Annotated in this window: 18 protein-coding genes and 1 tRNA gene; 12 read left to right on the top strand and 7 right to left on the bottom strand. The window is 62.5% G+C overall.

All coding sequences use genetic code 11. The features are described from left to right. Positions 1 to 30 precede the first annotated feature (30 nt). Complete coding sequence (locus tag V3587_RS24575; RefSeq protein ID WP_212633865.1) at positions 31 to 1,599, top strand: SIR2 family protein; 1,569 nt, start codon at positions 31 to 33, stop codon at positions 1,597 to 1,599. Between the two features lie 33 nt (positions 1,600 to 1,632). Here V3587_RS24575 and V3587_RS24570 read toward each other — a convergent pair whose 3' ends face one another. The 3 genes from V3587_RS24570 to V3587_RS24560 form a co-directional block, all read right to left on the bottom strand. Beyond that, on the bottom strand, positions 1,633 to 1,956 hold the full coding sequence (locus V3587_RS24570) for a hypothetical protein (RefSeq protein ID WP_003943496.1): 324 nt from the start codon (positions 1,954 to 1,956) through the stop codon (positions 1,633 to 1,635). Positions 1,957 to 2,031: 75 nt separating this feature from the next. Continuing rightward, a tRNA-Pro gene (locus tag V3587_RS24565) sits at positions 2,032 to 2,105 on the bottom strand. A gap of 54 nt (positions 2,106 to 2,159) precedes the next feature. Further along, positions 2,160 to 3,128, bottom strand: a complete 969-nt coding sequence (locus V3587_RS24560) for a metallophosphoesterase (protein ID WP_003943461.1) — start codon at positions 3,126 to 3,128, stop codon at positions 2,160 to 2,162. A 132-nt stretch (positions 3,129 to 3,260) separates the two neighbouring features. On the opposite strand from V3587_RS24560, the gene V3587_RS24555 reads away from it, so the two are divergent. Then, complete coding sequence (locus V3587_RS24555; RefSeq protein ID WP_003943491.1) at positions 3,261 to 3,737, top strand: GatB/YqeY domain-containing protein; 477 nt, start codon at positions 3,261 to 3,263, stop codon at positions 3,735 to 3,737. A 95-nt stretch (positions 3,738 to 3,832) separates the two neighbouring features. Here the strand turns inward: V3587_RS24555 and V3587_RS24550 are convergent, their stop codons facing one another. After that, on the bottom strand, positions 3,833 to 6,193 hold the full coding sequence (locus tag V3587_RS24550; RefSeq protein WP_047270021.1) for a penicillin-binding protein: 2,361 nt from the start codon (positions 6,191 to 6,193) through the stop codon (positions 3,833 to 3,835). A 291-nt stretch (positions 6,194 to 6,484) separates the two neighbouring features. On the opposite strand from V3587_RS24550, the gene V3587_RS24545 reads away from it, so the two are divergent. Next, on the top strand, positions 6,485 to 6,808 hold the full coding sequence (locus V3587_RS24545) for a WhiB family transcriptional regulator (protein ID WP_007732375.1): 324 nt from the start codon (positions 6,485 to 6,487) through the stop codon (positions 6,806 to 6,808). Positions 6,809 to 6,826: 18 nt separating this feature from the next. Here V3587_RS24545 and V3587_RS24540 read toward each other — a convergent pair whose 3' ends face one another. Further along, positions 6,827 to 8,005 carry an ArsA family ATPase gene (locus V3587_RS24540; protein ID WP_007732380.1) on the bottom strand — a complete coding sequence of 393 codons (1,179 nt, stop codon included), beginning with the start codon at positions 8,003 to 8,005 and terminating at the stop codon, positions 6,827 to 6,829. Continuing rightward, positions 8,005 to 9,018, bottom strand: coding sequence for an ArsA family ATPase (locus tag V3587_RS24535; RefSeq protein ID WP_037130910.1), 1,014 nt, complete (start codon positions 9,016 to 9,018; stop codon positions 8,005 to 8,007). The genes V3587_RS24540 and V3587_RS24535 overlap by 1 nt, the downstream gene beginning before the upstream one ends. 53 nt (positions 9,019 to 9,071) lie before the next feature. On the opposite strand from V3587_RS24535, the gene V3587_RS24530 reads away from it, so the two are divergent. The 9 genes from V3587_RS24530 (at position 9,072) to V3587_RS24490 (ending at position 16,424) form a co-directional block, all read left to right on the top strand. Beyond that, positions 9,072 to 9,236 carry a hypothetical protein gene (locus V3587_RS24530; RefSeq protein ID WP_003943454.1) on the top strand — a complete coding sequence of 55 codons (165 nt, stop codon included), beginning with the start codon at positions 9,072 to 9,074 and terminating at the stop codon, positions 9,234 to 9,236. Positions 9,237 to 9,241: 5 nt separating this feature from the next. Continuing rightward, entirely contained in the window at positions 9,242 to 9,712 is a 471-nt protein-coding gene (locus V3587_RS24525) for a RidA family protein (RefSeq protein ID WP_003943508.1), read from the top strand. Next, positions 9,712 to 10,497 carry an MBL fold metallo-hydrolase gene (locus V3587_RS24520; protein WP_007732381.1) on the top strand — a complete coding sequence of 262 codons (786 nt, stop codon included), beginning with the start codon at positions 9,712 to 9,714 and terminating at the stop codon, positions 10,495 to 10,497. The genes V3587_RS24525 and V3587_RS24520 overlap by 1 nt, the downstream gene beginning before the upstream one ends. Positions 10,498 to 10,623: 126 nt before the next feature. Continuing rightward, a complete protein-coding gene (locus tag V3587_RS24515) occupies positions 10,624 to 12,099 on the top strand; it encodes a 2-hydroxymuconic semialdehyde dehydrogenase (protein ID WP_042446666.1) in 1,476 nt (491 codons plus the stop codon). A 42-nt stretch (positions 12,100 to 12,141) separates the two neighbouring features. Beyond that, on the top strand, positions 12,142 to 12,915 hold the full coding sequence (locus tag V3587_RS24510) for a 2-keto-4-pentenoate hydratase (RefSeq protein WP_003943526.1): 774 nt from the start codon (positions 12,142 to 12,144) through the stop codon (positions 12,913 to 12,915). Then, positions 12,912 to 13,364, top strand: coding sequence for a RidA family protein (locus V3587_RS24505; protein ID WP_007732394.1), 453 nt, complete (start codon positions 12,912 to 12,914; stop codon positions 13,362 to 13,364). Before V3587_RS24510 ends, V3587_RS24505 begins: the two co-directional genes overlap by 4 nt. After that, positions 13,361 to 13,882 carry a 3-hydroxyanthranilate 3,4-dioxygenase gene (locus V3587_RS24500; RefSeq protein WP_003943511.1) on the top strand — a complete coding sequence of 174 codons (522 nt, stop codon included), beginning with the start codon at positions 13,361 to 13,363 and terminating at the stop codon, positions 13,880 to 13,882. The genes V3587_RS24505 and V3587_RS24500 overlap by 4 nt, the downstream gene beginning before the upstream one ends. A 3-nt stretch (positions 13,883 to 13,885) precedes the next feature. Further along, positions 13,886 to 14,881 carry an amidohydrolase family protein gene (locus V3587_RS24495; protein ID WP_042922846.1) on the top strand — a complete coding sequence of 332 codons (996 nt, stop codon included), beginning with the start codon at positions 13,886 to 13,888 and terminating at the stop codon, positions 14,879 to 14,881. Between the two features lie 184 nt (positions 14,882 to 15,065). Continuing rightward, positions 15,066 to 16,424 (top strand): MFS transporter, encoded by a 1,359-nt coding sequence (locus V3587_RS24490; protein ID WP_058227134.1) that lies wholly within the window; start codon positions 15,066 to 15,068, stop codon positions 16,422 to 16,424. A gap of 58 nt (positions 16,425 to 16,482) precedes the next feature. Here V3587_RS24490 and V3587_RS24485 read toward each other — a convergent pair whose 3' ends face one another. After that, positions 16,483 to 17,409 (bottom strand): LysR substrate-binding domain-containing protein, encoded by a 927-nt coding sequence (locus tag V3587_RS24485; RefSeq protein ID WP_003943516.1) that lies wholly within the window; start codon positions 17,407 to 17,409, stop codon positions 16,483 to 16,485. Between the last annotated feature and the right edge of the window lie 43 nt (positions 17,410 to 17,452).

The raw sequence follows: 17,452 nt of genomic DNA, 5'->3' as shown, positions 1-17,452 counted from the left end.
AGCCTGTATTGGTACTAGTGGGGAGTACGCGTGACTGGGAATGATGCAGGTTCTGGGCATGTTTTCGTCGTCCGAGGACGTCTCGAATCAGTGGACTGGGATGCGGCTGTCGTATCGACGAGCGGCAGCTTCGTGCCGCGTGAGCATTGGTGGCCGGTGCTCGGCCTAACGAGTCCAGTGGAAAGTGCACCGGCCGGGGGCAACCGGGTGCGCTCTTTCCCGAAGGAGGGGCGGCCGGCGTGGCTGTTGAACGTCGCTTCTCGGATATCAGTGTCCTGGCTGGTGGACGGCGTGTACGAGGTCCTCGACGCGATTGCATCTGCCGATATTCAGCCTGGAGGCCGTCGAGTCAAACCACTCATCGCTTTGCCGACCTTCGGAGTCGGTCTAGGTGGGCAGGGGATGGTTCGTGGCCACGTCATCAAGGCGTTGATCGAGGCTGCGGTGGAATGTGCCGACAAATACGACTTCGACATCGCATTCGTAGTTGCCAATGCTGCCGATTACGCCGCGTATCAATCGATTCGGCGGGGACATTTATCGAGCGCTGGTATCCCTCCACAGGTCCAGCAATTGGCAGATAGGCTGCAAGCTGGTGAAGCCTCCTTGTTGTTGGGTGCGGGAGTCAGCATCCCCGCCGGATTGCCGTCGTGGGACAGTCTTCTCGAGGCAATACGGCAGAAGGAACTTCCGGGTGTGAGCAGCGCGGAATTCGCTGAGCTCAATGTCCTCGACCGTGCACAACTTCTGTCGAAGGAGTTGCAAACGGAGGACGACGGATCGAACGAACTCGGCGAACGTGTTGTTCAGCTGACTGGCTCCGATATCAAACCAACGCTGTCGCATTGTCTTCTGGCGTCTCTGCGAGTCACGAAAGTTGTTACGACCAACTATGATTCGTTGTACGAACGCGCATTTGAATCAGCGCACGGCGAAAACTCGGTCGCTGTATTGCCGAGAGAAGAAGCTCGCGCGGGGGTTCCATGGGTACTGAAACTGCACGGAGATGTGGCTGACTCGGCCAGCATCGTCTTGAGTCGCCGGGATTTCGTCAGATACGACGCAGAACGACGTCCGTTGGGCTCGATCGTTCAGTCTCTCATGGCAACCGGACATCTCATCGTTGTCGGAGCATCTATGACAGATGACAATGTGCTTCGTCTTGCGCATGAAGTATTGGCGCTCGATGCACGGAACAAGCGCCCACGAATTTTGGGTACCGTCATCACGCTGCAGCGAGACGAGATTCGAACTGCTCTGTGGAAGAACGACTTCGATTACGTTGCTGTTTCAGATTCTTTCGATCAGCGTGTGGCTGCACGCGACCTGGAGATATTCCTGGACAAGCTCGCGACCTTGACCAGTGTCGACGCTCCATATTTGTTGGATACAAGATACAAGGGGTTGCTCGAAGGGGGAGAAATCGATTTGGCAGAAAATTTGCGGGCGGCCGCCGACGCCATCAGATCTTTGCCGCACGAGCACCGAGAGCGATGGAGCAGCCTGGAAGCAGTTTTCGACGAACTAGGTGCTACTCCGTGGTCGCCATCTACAGAGGGAGATCAGAGGGTTTCCCGATCGCGGTCTCAACGACGTTGAATTCGGCTGTCACAGCTGCGCTCAATTCGGCTGTCACAGCCAGGGCTCGATCGGCTTCTTCACCCACATGATCTTCTCGTCCGGATGCTCACGCCGAGCTTCGGGACGGTCTGGGTTGGCTGCTGCCCACACGGCTTTCTCGTCGAGCAGTCCGGCCGCGATCGTCCAGGTCTCCCGCGTGCTCGGCGGATTGGCGCCCGCCGCCCGCGCAAGCTTGCGCAGCCGATCGTCGGGCATGTCGAGCAACTCTGCACTACTGATATCGCGATCCCAGGCGAACTTGGCAAGACCGACAGCTTTCTCACGTCGGCTACGGCTCGCCATGTCGTTGTGCGCGAAGTCTGGTTCGGATGCCACGGCTTCACCTTATCGTCAACGAAATCGAGGCCCTCCCGCGTAAAGCGGAAGGGCCTCGATTTCTGTTCTTCACTGTCGGGGTGGCGGGATTTGAACCCACGACCTCTTCGTCCCGAACGAAGCGCGCTACCAAGCTGCGCCACACCCCGTGTCGAACCTCGGTTAGCTTACATTACCGAGTCGACTGACATTAAATCCGCAGGTCAGTTGCGTAGAACCGACGCTGGAGACTCTGCGGAACTGTGTGCGGAGACATGCTCCGGTTCGCGCCTGGTCGCCGGAACCAAAGTCAGCAGAGTTGCCTCGGGGCGGCAGCAGAAGCGTGCCGGAGCCCACGGCGAAGTGCCGATGCCCGCTGAGACGTGCAGCTGGGTGTGCGCGCCCCACTTCGACGGTCCCTTGACCCGGGATCGGTCGATCTGGCAGTTGGTGACCAGCGCGCCGTAGAACGGAAGGCACAGCTGACCACCGTGCGTGTGGCCGGCGAGCACCAGGTCGTAGCCGTCGTCGGCGAACCGGTCGAGAACTCGAGGTTCGGGCGAGTGCGTCAGGCCGAGCTTGAGCTGGGCGACGGGATTCGGTGTTCCGGCGACGGTGTCGTAGCGATCGCGCTTCAGGTGCGGATCATCGACGCCGGCGGCAGCAATGCGAATACCGGCCACTTCGAGTTCGCGGCGCACGTGGGTCATGTCCAGCCATCCACGTTCGGTGAACGCGGCCCGCAGATCGCCCCAGGGGAGGGGATCCCCGGTGATGCGCTTGTCCTTGTTGAAGATGTAGCTCAGTGGATTCTTCGGTTTCGGAGCGAAGTAGTCGTTGCTGCCGAAGACGAACAGACCCGGCCGAGCCAACAGATCGCCGAGCGCCTGGACCACTGCCGGGACGCTGCGCTGATGCGACAAGTTGTCTCCGGTGTTGACCACGAGGTCGGGGTCGAGGCCTTCGAGCTCACGCAACCAATTCTGTTTCAACCGTTGGTTCGGCATCATGTGCAGGTCGCTGAGATGGAGGACCCGCAGCGACGACGAACCGGGCGCCAGGACTGGCATCGTCACCTCACGCAGTGCAAATGCATTGCGTTCGATGCCGGATGCGTACCCGATCCCTAGTGCAGCGGCGCCCGCGGCACCAAGTGCGGTGCGGGTCAGATTGGTGCGGAACTGGGAAGACACCTCTCAAGGATACGGGTGTGGCGTTCTTCTGCGTCGCTCTCGCCGCCTTTTACAGCTATTCCACAGAGAATTGTGTCCGGGCGGAGGTAACTATCGGCACGCTCGAAACGCCGAGCGCGTAGCGTTTCCACCATGTCCGACACGACACCATCGCTCAAAGCCACCCTCCGAACCGACATGGTTGCATCCATGAAGGCGAAGGATCCGCTACGTACAGCCACCCTTCGGATGCTCATGGCAGCCATCCAGACCGAAGAGGTTGCCGGTAAGGAAGCACGGGTCCTCACCGACGAAGAAATCATCAAAGTCCTTGCAAAGGAATCGAAGAAGCGCGGCGAATCGGCCGAGATCTACACCGAGAACGGCCGCGGTGAACTTGCCGCGAAAGAGCGCGCCGAAGCTCAGATCATCGACGAGTACCTGCCGACGCCGTTGACCGACGCCGAACTCGTCGACGTCGTCGACACCGCCCTCGCTCAGGTGTCCGAGGAGCTCGGTGAGCGTCCGGGTATGCGTCAGATGGGCCAGGTCATCAAGGCCGCCAGCGCGCTGGCCAAGGGCAAGGCCGATGGCGCACGTATCTCTGCAGCAGTGAAGTCCCGCCTGTAGAAGCGCGCCACCGGAAACCGAAAACGGCCGCGAACTCCGAGTCACTCGGAGATCGCGGCCGTTCTTGTTTTCAGAGCCGTCAGTTTTCAGGGCCGTCAGTTCGGTGGGGTCCCCGCAGGCGGTGCGGGTTCGCCTCCCGGCGGAGTCGCATCCGGGGGAGTCGCGCCCGGTGCCGGAGCCGCGGGGGATGCGGGTGCTGCCGGAGCCCTCACGGAGCCGTCACTGATGTAGATCGTGACGGTCGAACCCGGGATCGCGGACCCGGACGGCGAAACTCCGGTGACCGTTCCCGCCCGTGCTCCGGACGCCGTGGTCACGGAATTGACCGTGAAGCCGGACGCCTGCAACCTCGACGTCGCCGCCGACTGGCTCAGGCCGACAACCTCGGGAACCTGGCCGTTCTGCGATCCCCGTGCGTACTTCTCGTCGATCGGGGGCAGCGAAGTGGGCCCGAAGTTGTTGGCGACCGGGTTCATTGCCGCGAACCAGGATCTCGCCGGTTCGGTACCGCCGTACAGGTTGCCGCTGTAGCAGGGGCGTAGCGGGCTCGAGCAGATCTCGCCGGGCGTCGGGGAGTCGCCGAAGATGTAGACGGCCGCAGCGAGGTTGTTGGTGAAGCCGAGGAACGCCGAGGACTTGTGGGTCTCGGTGGTACCCGTCTTGCCCGACATCGGCAGGCTCCATCCGGCGCTGCTCGCGGCACCGGCAGACGTACCGGCGCCGACGTCGTCACGGCTCATGGCGTTGGCCAGTGTGTCTGCCAAGCCGGGCTCGACGACCTGCTCACAGCCCTGCTCGGTGACGGCCACCGGCTTGCCGTAGCGGTCGAAGACCGAATCGATGGGACTCGGCGGGCACCACTTGCCGTGCGAGGCGAGAGTGGCCGCGACGTTGGAGAGTTCGAGCGGGTTGATCCAGGTGGGGCCGAGGGTGAACGAACCGAGGTTTTGTTCCTTCTGGAAGTCGGCCATGCTGCGCTCGTCGAAGCCCGAGGTGTTGGGATCGGCGTACGAGCGCATGCCGAGACGGACAGCCATGTCGACGGTCGGCGTGACGCCGGTCGCCTCGATGAGCTTGACGAAAGCGGTGTTTGGGGACTGTGCCAGGGCGTCGGTCACGGACAGCGTCGGCGGATAGTTACCGGCGTTCTCCACGCAGTACGTCGAGACCGGGCAGCCTGCCGCACCACCGCTACCCATGCCCTTGGCTTCGAAGCGCTTGGGCACGTCGAGGGTCGCGTTGATGCCGAGGCCCTTCTCCATCGCCGCAGCGGTCGTGAAGATCTTGAAGACGGAACCCGCACCGTCACCGGCAAGGGAGTACGGCTGCGCCTGGACGGTTTCGTCGGCGTCGGCATTGAGTCCGTACGTGCGACTGCTGGCCATCGCGATGACCTTGTGTGAATCCTGGCCCGGCCTGATCACGTTCATCACGTTCGCGATGCCGTCGAGGTTGGCGCTCGCGTTCGCGTTCAGTCCGGCCTTGGTGGACGCCTGGACCTGCGGATCGAGAGTGGTCTTGATGAGGTAACCACCCTCGTTGATCTGGTCGCGGGTGATTCCGGCATCCGAGAGGTACTTCAGTGCGTAATCACAGAAGAATCCGCGATCGCCTGCAGCGATGCAGCCGCGCGGCAAGTTGTTGGGGGTTTCGAGGACGCCGAGGGGCTCTTCCTTGGCTGCACGGAACTCGTCGGCACGATCCGGAATGTTCGTGATCATGGTGTCGAGCACGGTGTTACGACGCTCGGTCACGCCCTCGACGTTCGTGTACGGGTTCAGCGCGGAGCTGGACTGAACCATGCCGGCCAGCATCGCGGACTGCGGAACGGTCAGATCTGCGGCGTCGACGCCAAAGTAGGTCTGAGCCGCGTCCTGAATGCCGAAGGATCCGTTGCCGAAAGGTACGAGGTTGAGGTACCGGGTGAGGATCTCGTCTTTCGTGAGTTCCTTGTCCAGCGTCAGCGCCATCCGGATCTCGCGGATCTTTCGGGCCGGGGTGGTCTCGATGGCAGCGCGGCGCTCGGCATCCGTCTTGGCCACGACCAACAGTTGGTAGTTCTTCACATACTGCTGATCGAGTGTCGACGCGCCCTGCTGCACTTCACCGGTCGTCGTGTTGGTGAGGAAGGCGCGCAGCGTTCCCTGCCAGTCGACGCCCTTGTGGTCGGGGAACCGGCGGTCCTCGATGGAGACGATCGCCAACTTCATGTTGTTGGAGATCTTCTCGCTCGGGACTTCGAAGCGTCGTTGGTCGTACAGCCAGGCAATGGGATTGCCTGCCGCATCGACCATGGTGGACACCGCGGGGACCGTGCCTTCGACCAGTTCGGCCGAGACGTTGTCGACGGTATCGGCAGCGCGATTGGACGCGAATCCGAATCCGCCGGCCACCGGGAACATCACCCCTGCGACCAGGACACCCGCCAATGCGGAGCTTCCGGCGAGCTTCGCCACTGTTTTTGCAATCGACACGATCTACAGAGTACGTGTGCCCACCCATTGGAACCGGTTTCAGTGTTTTGCGGGTGTTCAAAACCTCCTGAACACGCGCTTTGTACTGCCGTACCAAAAAATGCTCCCGACCGTCTTGCGTTAGGGGCGTTCTTTACCTAAATTGTGATCAGTGTGATCGACGTAACACTCGATCACGAATGTGTCTCAGCTTTCACGTGCTACCGCGAGACGGCTGAGATGGTGCGCTGCTCGCCTCATGGCGACGGTCAGACTTTGTAGAGGGGACCCAGAATGTACACAGCCACCCCGAGTAGCCGTTTGGACATCGAGCAGGCCGAGGCACGAATTGCCTGGGTAACTCAGGCGCGATGCCGCGAGGTCGATCCCGACCAACTTTTTGTTCGTGGCGCCGCACAGCGCAAGGCAGCCACCATCTGCCGTCACTGCCCGGTCCTCATGCAGTGCGGAGCAGATGCTCTCGACAACCGTGTCGAGTTCGGTGTGTGGGGCGGAATGACCGAACGTCAGCGCCGTGCACTGCTCAAGCAGCACCCCGACGTCGACTCCTGGTCCGAGTTCTTCGAAGACCAGCGCCAGCATCACTCAGCAGTCTGATCCAGGTCGATCGGGGGATCAGCCCTTACGAGTGAGCTGATCTCCCACCGCGCGCAGCGCCTCGAGGTCCGAGACCTCGAACGGTAGCGACGGAACACCGATCAGCGGCACCCTCGGGTGAGCTGCGGTGAATCGACTCAGCAAGGCGATTTCTCGCTTCGCGATCACTGCCCGATGGGCATGGATGCGGAGAACGGCTGCGGTGAGGGCCTCGGCCTCGGTCGCATTTTCCTTCGCTTCCAGTTTGTCGGCGGCGGTCACCGCATGATCGGCAGGCAGAGCCGTCAACGTCGGGTGAGTGCGGTTGAGAACCAGACCGGCCAACGGCATCGAGTCACCCGCAAGGCGATCGACGAAGAACGCCGCCTCACGGAGAGCGTCGGGCTCGGCCGCTGCGATCACCAGGAAATGAGTCCCCGGCTGACGCAGCAACTCGTAGGTCTTCGTGGCGCGTTCACGGAAACCGCCGAACATCGAGTCGAGCGACTGCACGAATGCCGATGCATCCGAAAGCATTTGGCTTCCCACGATGGTCGAGACACCCTTCAGGGCCAATCCCATCGCGCCGGCCACGAGCCTGGTCAGGCCACGGCCGGGTGCCGAGAGCAGCCGGATCATCCGTCCGTCGAGGAATGTTCCGAGCCTCTGTGGAGCGTCGAGGAAGTCGAGCGCATTGCGCGACGGCGGGGTATCGACGATCACCAGATCCCACGCGTCGTTCGACGCCAGCTGCCCCAACTTCTCCATCGCCATGTACTCCTGCGTTCCGGAGAACGATGTGGCAACGGTTTGGTAAAAGGGATTCGCCAGGATCTGCTCGGCCTTCTCAGGGCTCGAATGCTCGATGACCATCTCGTCGAAAGTCCGACGCATGTTCAGCATCATCGCGTGGAGTTCGCCCGTGGCCTCGGGACCCAGCTTCACCGGCTGCGGAGTGTTGTCGAGTTCGGCCACACCCAAGGCCTGTGCGAGGCGACGGGCCGGATCGATGGTGAGGACGACTACGCGTCGGCCCTCTTCGGCTGCCCGCAACGCCAGCGACGCAGCCGTCGTGGTCTTGCCGACGCCACCTGCGCCGCAACACACCACGATCCGGGCCGTCGGGTCCTTGATGATCGCCGAAATATCGAGGGCAGGAGCTGCGCGTCGGCCGGTCCTGGAACTGCCGACCGTCACGTTCTCGGTGGTCTCGGTCATCACACGCCCTGTTCCGTGAGGTATTCGGCCAGCTCGTAGAGCCCACCGAGATCGACGCCGTCGGCGAGTGCGGGAAGTTGCACCCGCGCGCCGTCGATCTCGCGGAGCTTCTCCGCACTGGATTCTTGAGCTTCGAGCACCGACGCGTGCTCGATCGTCTCGGTGAGCAGGCCGGCGAAGTCGTCGTCGGACAGATCGATGCCGACATCGGAGAGCGTCGACCGGATCGAAGCTGCATCGATGTTGCCGGCTGCAGCACCGGAGAGTTGGTCTTCGGGCAAGAACCTCGGGCTGGCGCGGTTGACGATGATGGCACCGAGGTTGAGGTCGTCACGCGCCAGTTCTGCGGCGGCGTCGGCGGTTTCCTGAACGGGCAGCGCTTCGAGAAGCGCAACAAGATGTACGACGGTCTCCGGCGAGTGCAGCAGCCGAACGACGCCTTCACTCTGCGAATGCACCGGGCCGCCCTTGGCGAGGTCGGCCATCGCCTTGGTGACGTCGAGGAAGCTGCCGATCCGCCCGGTCGGGGGAGCATCGACGACAACGGCGTCGTACACGCGTTTGCCGGTTCGATCGGTGCGGATGACGCACTCCTTGATCTTGCCGGTGAGCAGAACGTCGCGAAGGCCTGGAGCGATTGTGGTGGCGAATTCGATGGCGCCGAACTTACGCATCGCCCGGCCGGCGAAGCCGAGGTTGTAGAACATTTCGAGGTATTCGAGGAACGCGGTCTCGATGTCGACGGCCAGAGCCATCACTTCACCGCCACCTTCGGCGGCCGCGACCTTGGTCTCCTGCGGTGGAAGCGGTGGTACGTCGAAGAGCTGCGCGATTCCCTGGCGGCCCTCGACCTCCACGAGGAGAACGCGCTTGCCGCCTTCGGCCAACGCGAGCGCCAACGCGGCGGCAACCGTGGACTTACCGGTTCCGCCTTTACCTGACACAAAGTGCAGGCGGGCCTTCGTCGCAGACTCGGGCCAGGTCCTGCTCAGCTCATCTTGGGATGCAACCACACCGCGAGCCTATAAGTCTGGGGCCGAAGATGTACGCGGGATAGGCTCACCGCATGAGCGAAATAACTTCCTGGGAATACACCGTGACTCCGTTGCTGGTCCACAATCCGAAGGCAATTCTCGACAACTGGGGTGTCGACGGCTGGGAACTCGTCGCCGTCCTGCCGAGCGCGTCGGGCGAGCAGCACGTCGCGTACATGAAGCGTCCGAAGGGCTGAATCACATGGCAGAGGCAACACAGACCTGGTCGGAGCGTCTCGCCGAACTGGGCATTGCACTTCCCGCCGTCGCGGCACCCGTCGCTGCGTACGTTCCCGCGGTTCGCAGCGGCAACCACGTGTACACGTCGGGTCAGCTCCCGTTCGTCGACGGAAAACTGGCGCTGACCGGCAAGCTCGGCGCGGGCGTGTCGGATGAGGACGCCAAGGCCGCGGCTCGCACCTGCGCGCTCAACGCTCTCGCTGCCATCGACGCCCTGGTCGGCATCGACAACGTCGTTCGTGTCGTCAAGGTTGTCGGCTTCGTGGCATCCGCCGAAGGATTCACCGGTCAGCCCGGCGTGATCAACGGCGCATCCGAGTTCCTCGGTGAGGTGCTCGGCGACGCCGGTATCCACGCCCGTTCGGCAGTCGGCGTGGCAGAACTTCCCCTCGGCTCTCCGGTCGAGGTGGAACTGATCGTCGAAGTTCGCTGATGTCGACTGTCCATCCCGCCTACGCGCAGCTTCGCCGCGTCACCGACATCGCTTCGGTCTTGCTCGAGAACAACCCGGGCATGATGACGCTGGACGGTACGAACACTTGGATTCTGCATGCTCCGGGCAGCGTCGAGTGTGTTGTCGTCGATCCAGGCGACAACGACGAGGAACACCTGCAACGTGTCGCTGGTATCGGTCCGGTAGCGCTGACCTTGATCACGCACCGGCACTACGACCACACCGGCGGGGTGGACCGTTTCCACGAATTGACTTCGGCTCCAGTGCGTTCCGTCGACCCTACTTTTCTTCGCGGGGGCGCTTCGGCGCTTGTCGACGGTGAAGTGATCGAGGTAGCGGGCCTGAAGTTGCGGATCCTCGCGACGCCGGGCCATACCGCGGATTCGGTGTCGATAGTCATCGAGAACGATGCGAGCGTGCTGACGGGCGACACCATTCTCGGCCGCGGCACGGCAGTTCTCGACGACTCTGACGGCGATCTGGGGGACTACCTCACCTCGCTGCGATCGCTGGCCGCACTCGGCGAAGGACTGACGGTTCTTCCCGGGCACGGTCCGGACCTACCCGATCTGCAGGCGATTTCGCAGCAGTACCTCGCCCACCGCGAGGAGCGTCTGGATCAGGTGCGGGCCGCTCTGTCGACGTTGGGGGAGTCGGCCTCGGTGCGCGACGTAGTCGAACACGTCTACTCAGACGTGGACCCGAAGTTGTGGCCGGTCGCGGAGAAATCCGTCAACGTGCAGTTGGCGTATCTGCGACGCTGAGGCGCTCGGCGCCGACATGCAGAGCTGAGTTGTGTGGCCGAACTGCCGCCATCTATGCCGATCGAGGTATAGCTGGCGGCAGTTTTTGCATTTGTTTGATATGGGTCACGGGCCAATAGTTAGTCCATGACCTCACAATGCGACGGATGGATCCGCAATTACGTGGACGGCTCCTATGTCGAACCCGACGAGTCGTCGAGCTTCGATCAGGTCGACCCAGCAACGGGCCGTGTTCTCGCCCGGGTCCACGAGGCCGACAAGGCCCTGGTCGATCGGGCCGTGACCTCTGCCAGACGTGCTCTGGACAACGGTTGGGCCGATACGCCGGTTCGAGAGCGGACGGCTCTGCTGCGACGCGCCGCCGACCGGATCGAGGAGCGATTCGAAGAGTTCGTCGCCGCAGAGATGGCGGACACCGGCAAGCCGATCACGCAGGCACGCGAACTCGACGTCGCGCGCGCCCTGACGAACTTCCGCACCTTCGCCGACATCGTCGCCGCGGCGGGACAGGAATCGTTTGTCACGGATCTCGCGGGCGGCAAGCAGGCGCTGAACTACGCGATCCGCAAGCCGCTCGGCGTCGTCGCCGTGATCGTTCCGTGGAACCTGCCGCTGCTTCTCCTGACCTGGAAGGTCGCGCCCGCGCTCGCGTGCGGAAACTCCGTGGTGGTCAAACCTTCCGAGGAGACCCCGGCGACTGCGTCGTTGCTGGCCGAGGTGCTCGAAGAGGTCGGCCTGCCTGCCGGCGTCTACAACGTCGTCCATGGATTCGGTGCGAACTCGGCCGGCGAGTTCCTCACCACGCACCCCGGTATCGACGGGGTCACCTTCACCGGATCTTCGGCAACGGGTTCGCATGTCATGAAAACCGTTGCGCCGCGAGTCCGTCCGGTCTCGTTCGAGCTCGGCGGCAAGAACGCCGCGATCGTCTTCGACGACGTCGACATCGACGAAGCCCTGACGGGCCTGACCAAATCGGTGTTCACCAATACCGGCCAGGTCTGCCTGTGCACCGAGCGGGTGTACGTGCACCGCAGCATTTTCGACGACATCGCCGGTGGACTCGTCGAGCGGGCAGCAGGACTGCGTCTGGGCGACCCGACGCTCGATGCAACGACGACCGGACCGCTCATTTCGCAGGCACACCGGAAGAAGGTACTCGACTACTTCGAGATCGCCGAGCAGGAAGGCGCGAAAGTGCTGACCGGCGGCGGTATTCCGGACCTCGGACAGGAACTGTCGGGCGGATCCTGGATCGAACCCACCCTGTGGACAGGCTTGACCAACAAGGATCGCGCCGTGCGCGAGGAGATCTTCGGACCCGTCGCAGCACTCATTCCGTTCGAGACCGAAGCCGAGGCGATCGCCCTGGCAAACGACACCGAGTACGGCCTTGCTGCCTCCGTGTGGACCAACGACCTGCGCCGCGGGCACCGCGTCGCGCAGAAGATGAACGTCGGAATCTCCTGGGTCAACACGTGGTTCACCCGCGAACTGCGATCTCCCTTCGGCGGCATGGGCCTGTCCGGCATCGGACGTGAGGGCGGCGAGTCCTCGCTGCACTTCTACACCGAACCGACGAATGTATGTGTGCAACTGTGAACATCGAAACCGCAAAAGATTTCCAGAAATGAGCGAGGCGTGATGACAGCCCCCGAAGACACCGTATCCGCGCTCGCGCGTCGCCTCGACGACGCTGCGCAGACGCGCACCGACACGCCGAGCCTCGCCGACGAACACACCATCGACATCGACCAGGCCTACCGGATCCAGAACGAACTCCTCGAACGGCGCACCAGCCGTGGTGAATCGATTGTGGGCATCAAGCTCGGCTTCACGAGCAAAGCGAAGATGGCGCAGATGGGTGTCTCCGAAGTGATCGTCGGTCAGTTGACCGACGCGATGTGCGTGAGCAACGGCGGCGAAGTCGACCTGAGGACGTTCATTCATCCCAAGATCGAACCCGAAGTGGCATACCGCTTGTCGAAGGACGTCGATCTCGACGATCCGAACGTCGACATCGAAACCTGCGTCGACGCACTGGCTCCCGCAATGGAGATCATCGACTCGCGGTACCGCGACTTCCGCTTCACCTACACCGACGTCGTCGCTGACAACACCAGCGCTGCCGGGTACGTGATCGGGAGGTGGCTGCCGCTACAGAACGTCGAAGACCGTTCCGTACGTATGGAAGTCGGCGGCGAGACGGTAGTCGGTTCCACGTCGGCCATTCTCGGCGATCCGGTGCGAGCTCTGCATGCACTGCTCGACATCGCTCGTCGACGCCGAATCCCGTTGCGCGCCGGGCAGGTAATTCTGGCCGGTGCCGCCACAGCAGCTGTGCGACTCGACGAGGGCGTCGCACAGTGCACGATCGACGGACTCGGAACCGTCACGGTGAAAGGTGTGAAGCGATGAGTGGGGCGCAGGTCATCGAGAAGCTGGCGAAGCCGCGCGGAAAGTTCCCCCACGTCAAGGTGGTCGGCGATTTCGTCTATGTCTCCGGGACCAGTTCGCGTCGACCCGACAACACGTTTGTCGGCGTCGAGGTCGACGAGATGGGGACCACGGCGCTCGACATTCGGGCGCAGACGCGTGCCGTCATCGAGAACATCACGGCGATTCTCGCCGAAGTGGGCGGAGAACTGAGTGATCTGGTTCAGGTCACCTCCTACCTGGTGTCGATGAACGACTTCGGCGGATACAACGAGGTGTACGCCGAACTGTTCGACGAAAACGGTCCGACGAGAACGACTGTGGCTGTTCACCAGCTGCCCCACCCTCACCTGCTCATCGAAATTTCCGGCGTGGCGTACGTGCCCGCCTCCCGACGCTCGGCGTCCGAAGATACGGAGAATGCATCATGACCACGATTCCTCCCGTCATCGACTTCAAGAAGTGGATCGACGACAACCGCCACCTCCTGCAGCCGCCAGTCAACAATCAGACGATGGCGCTCGGAGACGATTTCATCGTGCAGGTCGTCGGCGGCCCCAACCAGCGGACCGACTACCACCTCGATCCGTACGAGGAGTGGTTCTACCAGCTCGAAGGCGACATCCACGTCAATGTCATGACCGAAGACGGTCCTCAGCGCGTCGACATTCGCGAGGGTGAAACTTGGTTGCTGCCAGGAGACATTCCGCATTCGCCGCAGCGTCCCACCGCGGGCTCGATCGGCCTGGTCATCGAACGCGTCCGCAAGGAAGGCACGCTCGAGAAGTTCCAGTGGTACTGCCTCGAATGCGATCACAAGATTCACGAGGTCGAACTTCAGGTGCGCGACATCGTGGCCGACCTTCCGCCGGTGTTCGTCAAGTTCTACGAGAGCGAAGAAGCCCGCACGTGTGACAAGTGCGGCACGCTCCATCCCGGCAAGGGCTGAGCTATGAGCAACCTGATCGACATCCACACCCACTACGTGCCCAACGGGTGGCCGGATCTGACCGAAGACGCGGGGCCGCAAGCGCCGTGGCTGAAGGTCGAGTCGGAAACCGAAGCAATGATCATGATGGGCACCAAGGAGTTCCGCCGCATCCAGTCCGATGCCTGGGACGCCGAGGTGCGGCTTCGGGACATGGATGCCGACGGCGTGCAGACGCAGGTCGTCTCACCTACTCCGGCGTTCTTCAACTATGGCCGGAGCGGTGAGCAGGCAAGTCGCATTGCACGGATCTTCAACGACCTCGCACTCGAGATCGTGGAGCCGGCGAAGGATCGTTTGATTCCGTTCTGCCAGGTGCCTCTGCAAGACACCGACGCAGCGTGCCGTGAGTTGGAGCGGTGCATCGCGAACGGGCACCGCGGTGTCGAGATCGGCAATCATGTCGGCGATCTGGACCTCGACAGCGAGGGGGTGGTGACGTTCCTGCAGCACTGCGCGTCGCTGGACGTGCCGGTATTCGTGCACCCGTGGGACATGGCCAACTCTCCGCGCCTCGATCGCTGGATGGCGCAGTGGCTCACTGCGATGCCGGCCGAAACGCACCTGTCGATACTCGCACTGATTCTCGGTGGGGTGTTCGACAAGATCGACGATCGTCTCAAGATCGGATTTGCGCACGGTGGTGGATCTTTCGCGTTCTGGTTGGGCCGGATGGAAAACGCCTGGCACGGCCGCAACGACATCATCGGTACGTCGCAGTTCCCGCCTTCGCACTACCTGGGAAGGTTCTACGTGGATTCCGTCGTCTTCGACGAGCGTGCGCTGCGACTGTTGGTGGACACGGTGGGGGTGGACCGTGTGATGGTGGGTAGTGATTACCCGTACCCCTTGGGGGAGCGTCCGGTCGGTGAGGTGGTTCGCAAGAGTGAGTTCTTGGACGATACTGCGCGCCAACTGATTTCGCGGGGGAATGCCGAACGCTTCCTGGGTCTCGTCTGAGGCCCCGGCTATACCTTTTCCGGTATGGCGGACGGTGAATTCGGCATTTGTGAGTCATGTCTCGAGCGAGCACAATTCCAAACACAACGATCGACGACGCTCGTGATACCGACAATCCCGAAGACGGGGTCGGTGACTACAGATTTCATCGTCCGCCTGCCCCATCCAATCGATAGGTTCCGCGATGTCAGACAAGATATCCAACAGCACTACGAGCGACGGAAAGCCGTTGCCGGAGAAAGCGGCCCGTAGCCGCGTTGCCATGGCAACCCTGGCCGGCACAACTCTCGAATGGTACGACTTCTTCCTCTACGGCACAGCTGCCGCGTTGATCTTCAACAAACAATTCTTCCCGAGCCTGAGCCCCACGGCCGGCACGCTGGCTGCCTTCAGCACCTTCGCCGTCGGGTTCATTGCACGGCCGGTGGGTGGACTCGTGTTCGGGCACTTCGGTGACCGGATCGGGCGCAAGGCCACGCTCGTGGTCTCATTGGTGATGATGGGCGTCGGTTCCACACTCATCGGCATCATCCCGAACTACGACTCCATCGGTTTCTGGGCGCCCGTCCTCCTGGTGGCAATGCGCGTCGTTCAGGGCATCGGTCTGGGCGGTGAAGGCGCCGGAGCGACGCTCATGTCGATGGAGCACGCGCCGGCGGGGCAGAAGAATCTCTATGCAGGTTTCCCGCAGATGGGCACACCCGCCGGACTGGTTCTCGCCAACGGCATCTTCCTGACGACCAACGCCGTGATGTCGGACTCGGCATTCGCTTCGTGGGGTTGGCGAATCCCGTTCCTGCTCAGCTTCGTTCTGGTGGCGATCGGTCTGGTGATTCGCCTGCGCGTCACCGAGTCGCCGTCATTCGCCGGGATCATGGAGAAGGGCGAAATAGTCCGCTTCCCGCTGCGTGAGTCGCTCAAGGTCGGCTTCCCCCGTTTGTCTCTCACGCTTGCCGCGTGCTTGGCGAACTCCGCCGTGGCGTACGCCTTCATGGTGTTCACCCTGTCGTACGGAACTCAACATCTGGGCTACGACAAGCAATTCCTGGTGCTCAGCGTGACCGCGGCAGCAGTCCTGTGGTTCCTTTCCATCCCGTTCTGGACAAAGATCGCCGACAAGTACGGGCGTCGGCACATGTTCATCGGCGGATCTGCCGCAATCCTGTTGTGGTGCATCGTGTTCTTCCCGCTCCTCAACACCGAGAACAAAATGGTCGCCGTCATCGCGTTCCTGGGCATGGGCCTGATCGTTCCGGTCACACATTGTGTCCAGGGCAGCATCATCGCCGATACCTTCCCGGCCAAGGTCCGCTATTCCGGCTCGTCTCTGATCCTCCAGAGCGGTGCGATTCTCGGCGGTGGACTGGCACCGATGATCGCCACGGCTCTGCTCGACGCCACCGGATCTTCGGTCGGTGTGACCTGGTATCTCGCCGGGGTGTGCACGATCAGCCTGGTCGGCGCCATCGCACTGTTCAAGATTGTCCCCGATTCGTCGCGGGGCTTGGAGCACGAGGAGATTCGCGTCTCCGAAAACGCCTGAGTCCTGGTCGATCCGACATCGGCCCGTTCCCTCCAGAGGGAACGGGCCGATCGGCGTTTCACGGTCGCATGAGCTCAGTTGCAAAGGACTCCAGCGTCGCGATCAGGGCCTGCGCGGACGGACTCGACGTGCGAGTCGCCGACGAGGTGATGCCGACGCTGTGCCCGATCGGATCGAGTGTGATGGACAGGGTGGTCAAGCGCGCGTCGTCGCGGGGGATGAGGCTCGGTAGTACCGCGATCATGTCGGTCTCGACCAGTAGCTGACGCACGGTGAGGAAAGAGGTTGCCTCGACCCGATTTTCGGGCAACGGCAAGCCGTTGCGGGCGAAGAACTCCTCGAGTTCGCGGCGGAGCACTGTCTCGACCCCGGGAAGGATCCAGGGGAAGCCGCGTAGTTCTTCGAGTTGGACGTCCTCGCGGTGAGCGAGCGGGTGATCTACGCGGGTGACGAGTTCGACGGATTCGGCGTAGAGGTTCCGTCTTGTCGCGGTGTCATCGGTAGGTGAGGTGAGCCGGCCGACGATCAGGTCGATTCGGCCCGCTTCCAGATCGGTGAGCAACTGCTCTGGCGTACCTTCGCGCACGACGACGGTGAGCAACGGGTGGTGAACCTTCAGGCGCGCGATAGCGCCGGGAAGCAGCACGTTGGATCCGGCGAGATGTGTTCCCACGATGACGGTTCCGCGATTGGCGTCGGCAAGTTCGACGACGTGTCGCCCGGCTTCGGTCAGCTGCGCGATCACGGCCCGTGCATGAGTTGTGAAGGCCTCGCCGAAAATGGTCGGGGTGATGCCGCGAGGGCCGCGGTCGAAGAGCGAGACGCCGAGAATGGACTCGATGTCGTGCAGACTCCGAGTCGCGACAGGTTGCGTGATGTGAAGTGCGGCAGCGGCGCCGACCACACTGCCCTGACGGCTCAATGCGTCGACGAGCAGGAGATGGCGGAGTTTGAGTCGCCCGTCGAGGAGCTTGGGCATGTCCATGGAGCAATCCTAGACGGGATTTCTCCGGGTGGGTAGGCGCCCG

This window comes from Rhodococcus sp. IEGM 1306 (genome assembly GCF_036541985.1).
GTDB classification, from domain to species: Bacteria; Actinomycetota; Actinomycetes; order Mycobacteriales; family Mycobacteriaceae; genus Rhodococcus_F; species Rhodococcus_F qingshengii.
The sequence above is the reverse complement of the archived record's forward strand: the minus strand, read 5'-3'. Positions and strand labels throughout refer to the sequence as shown.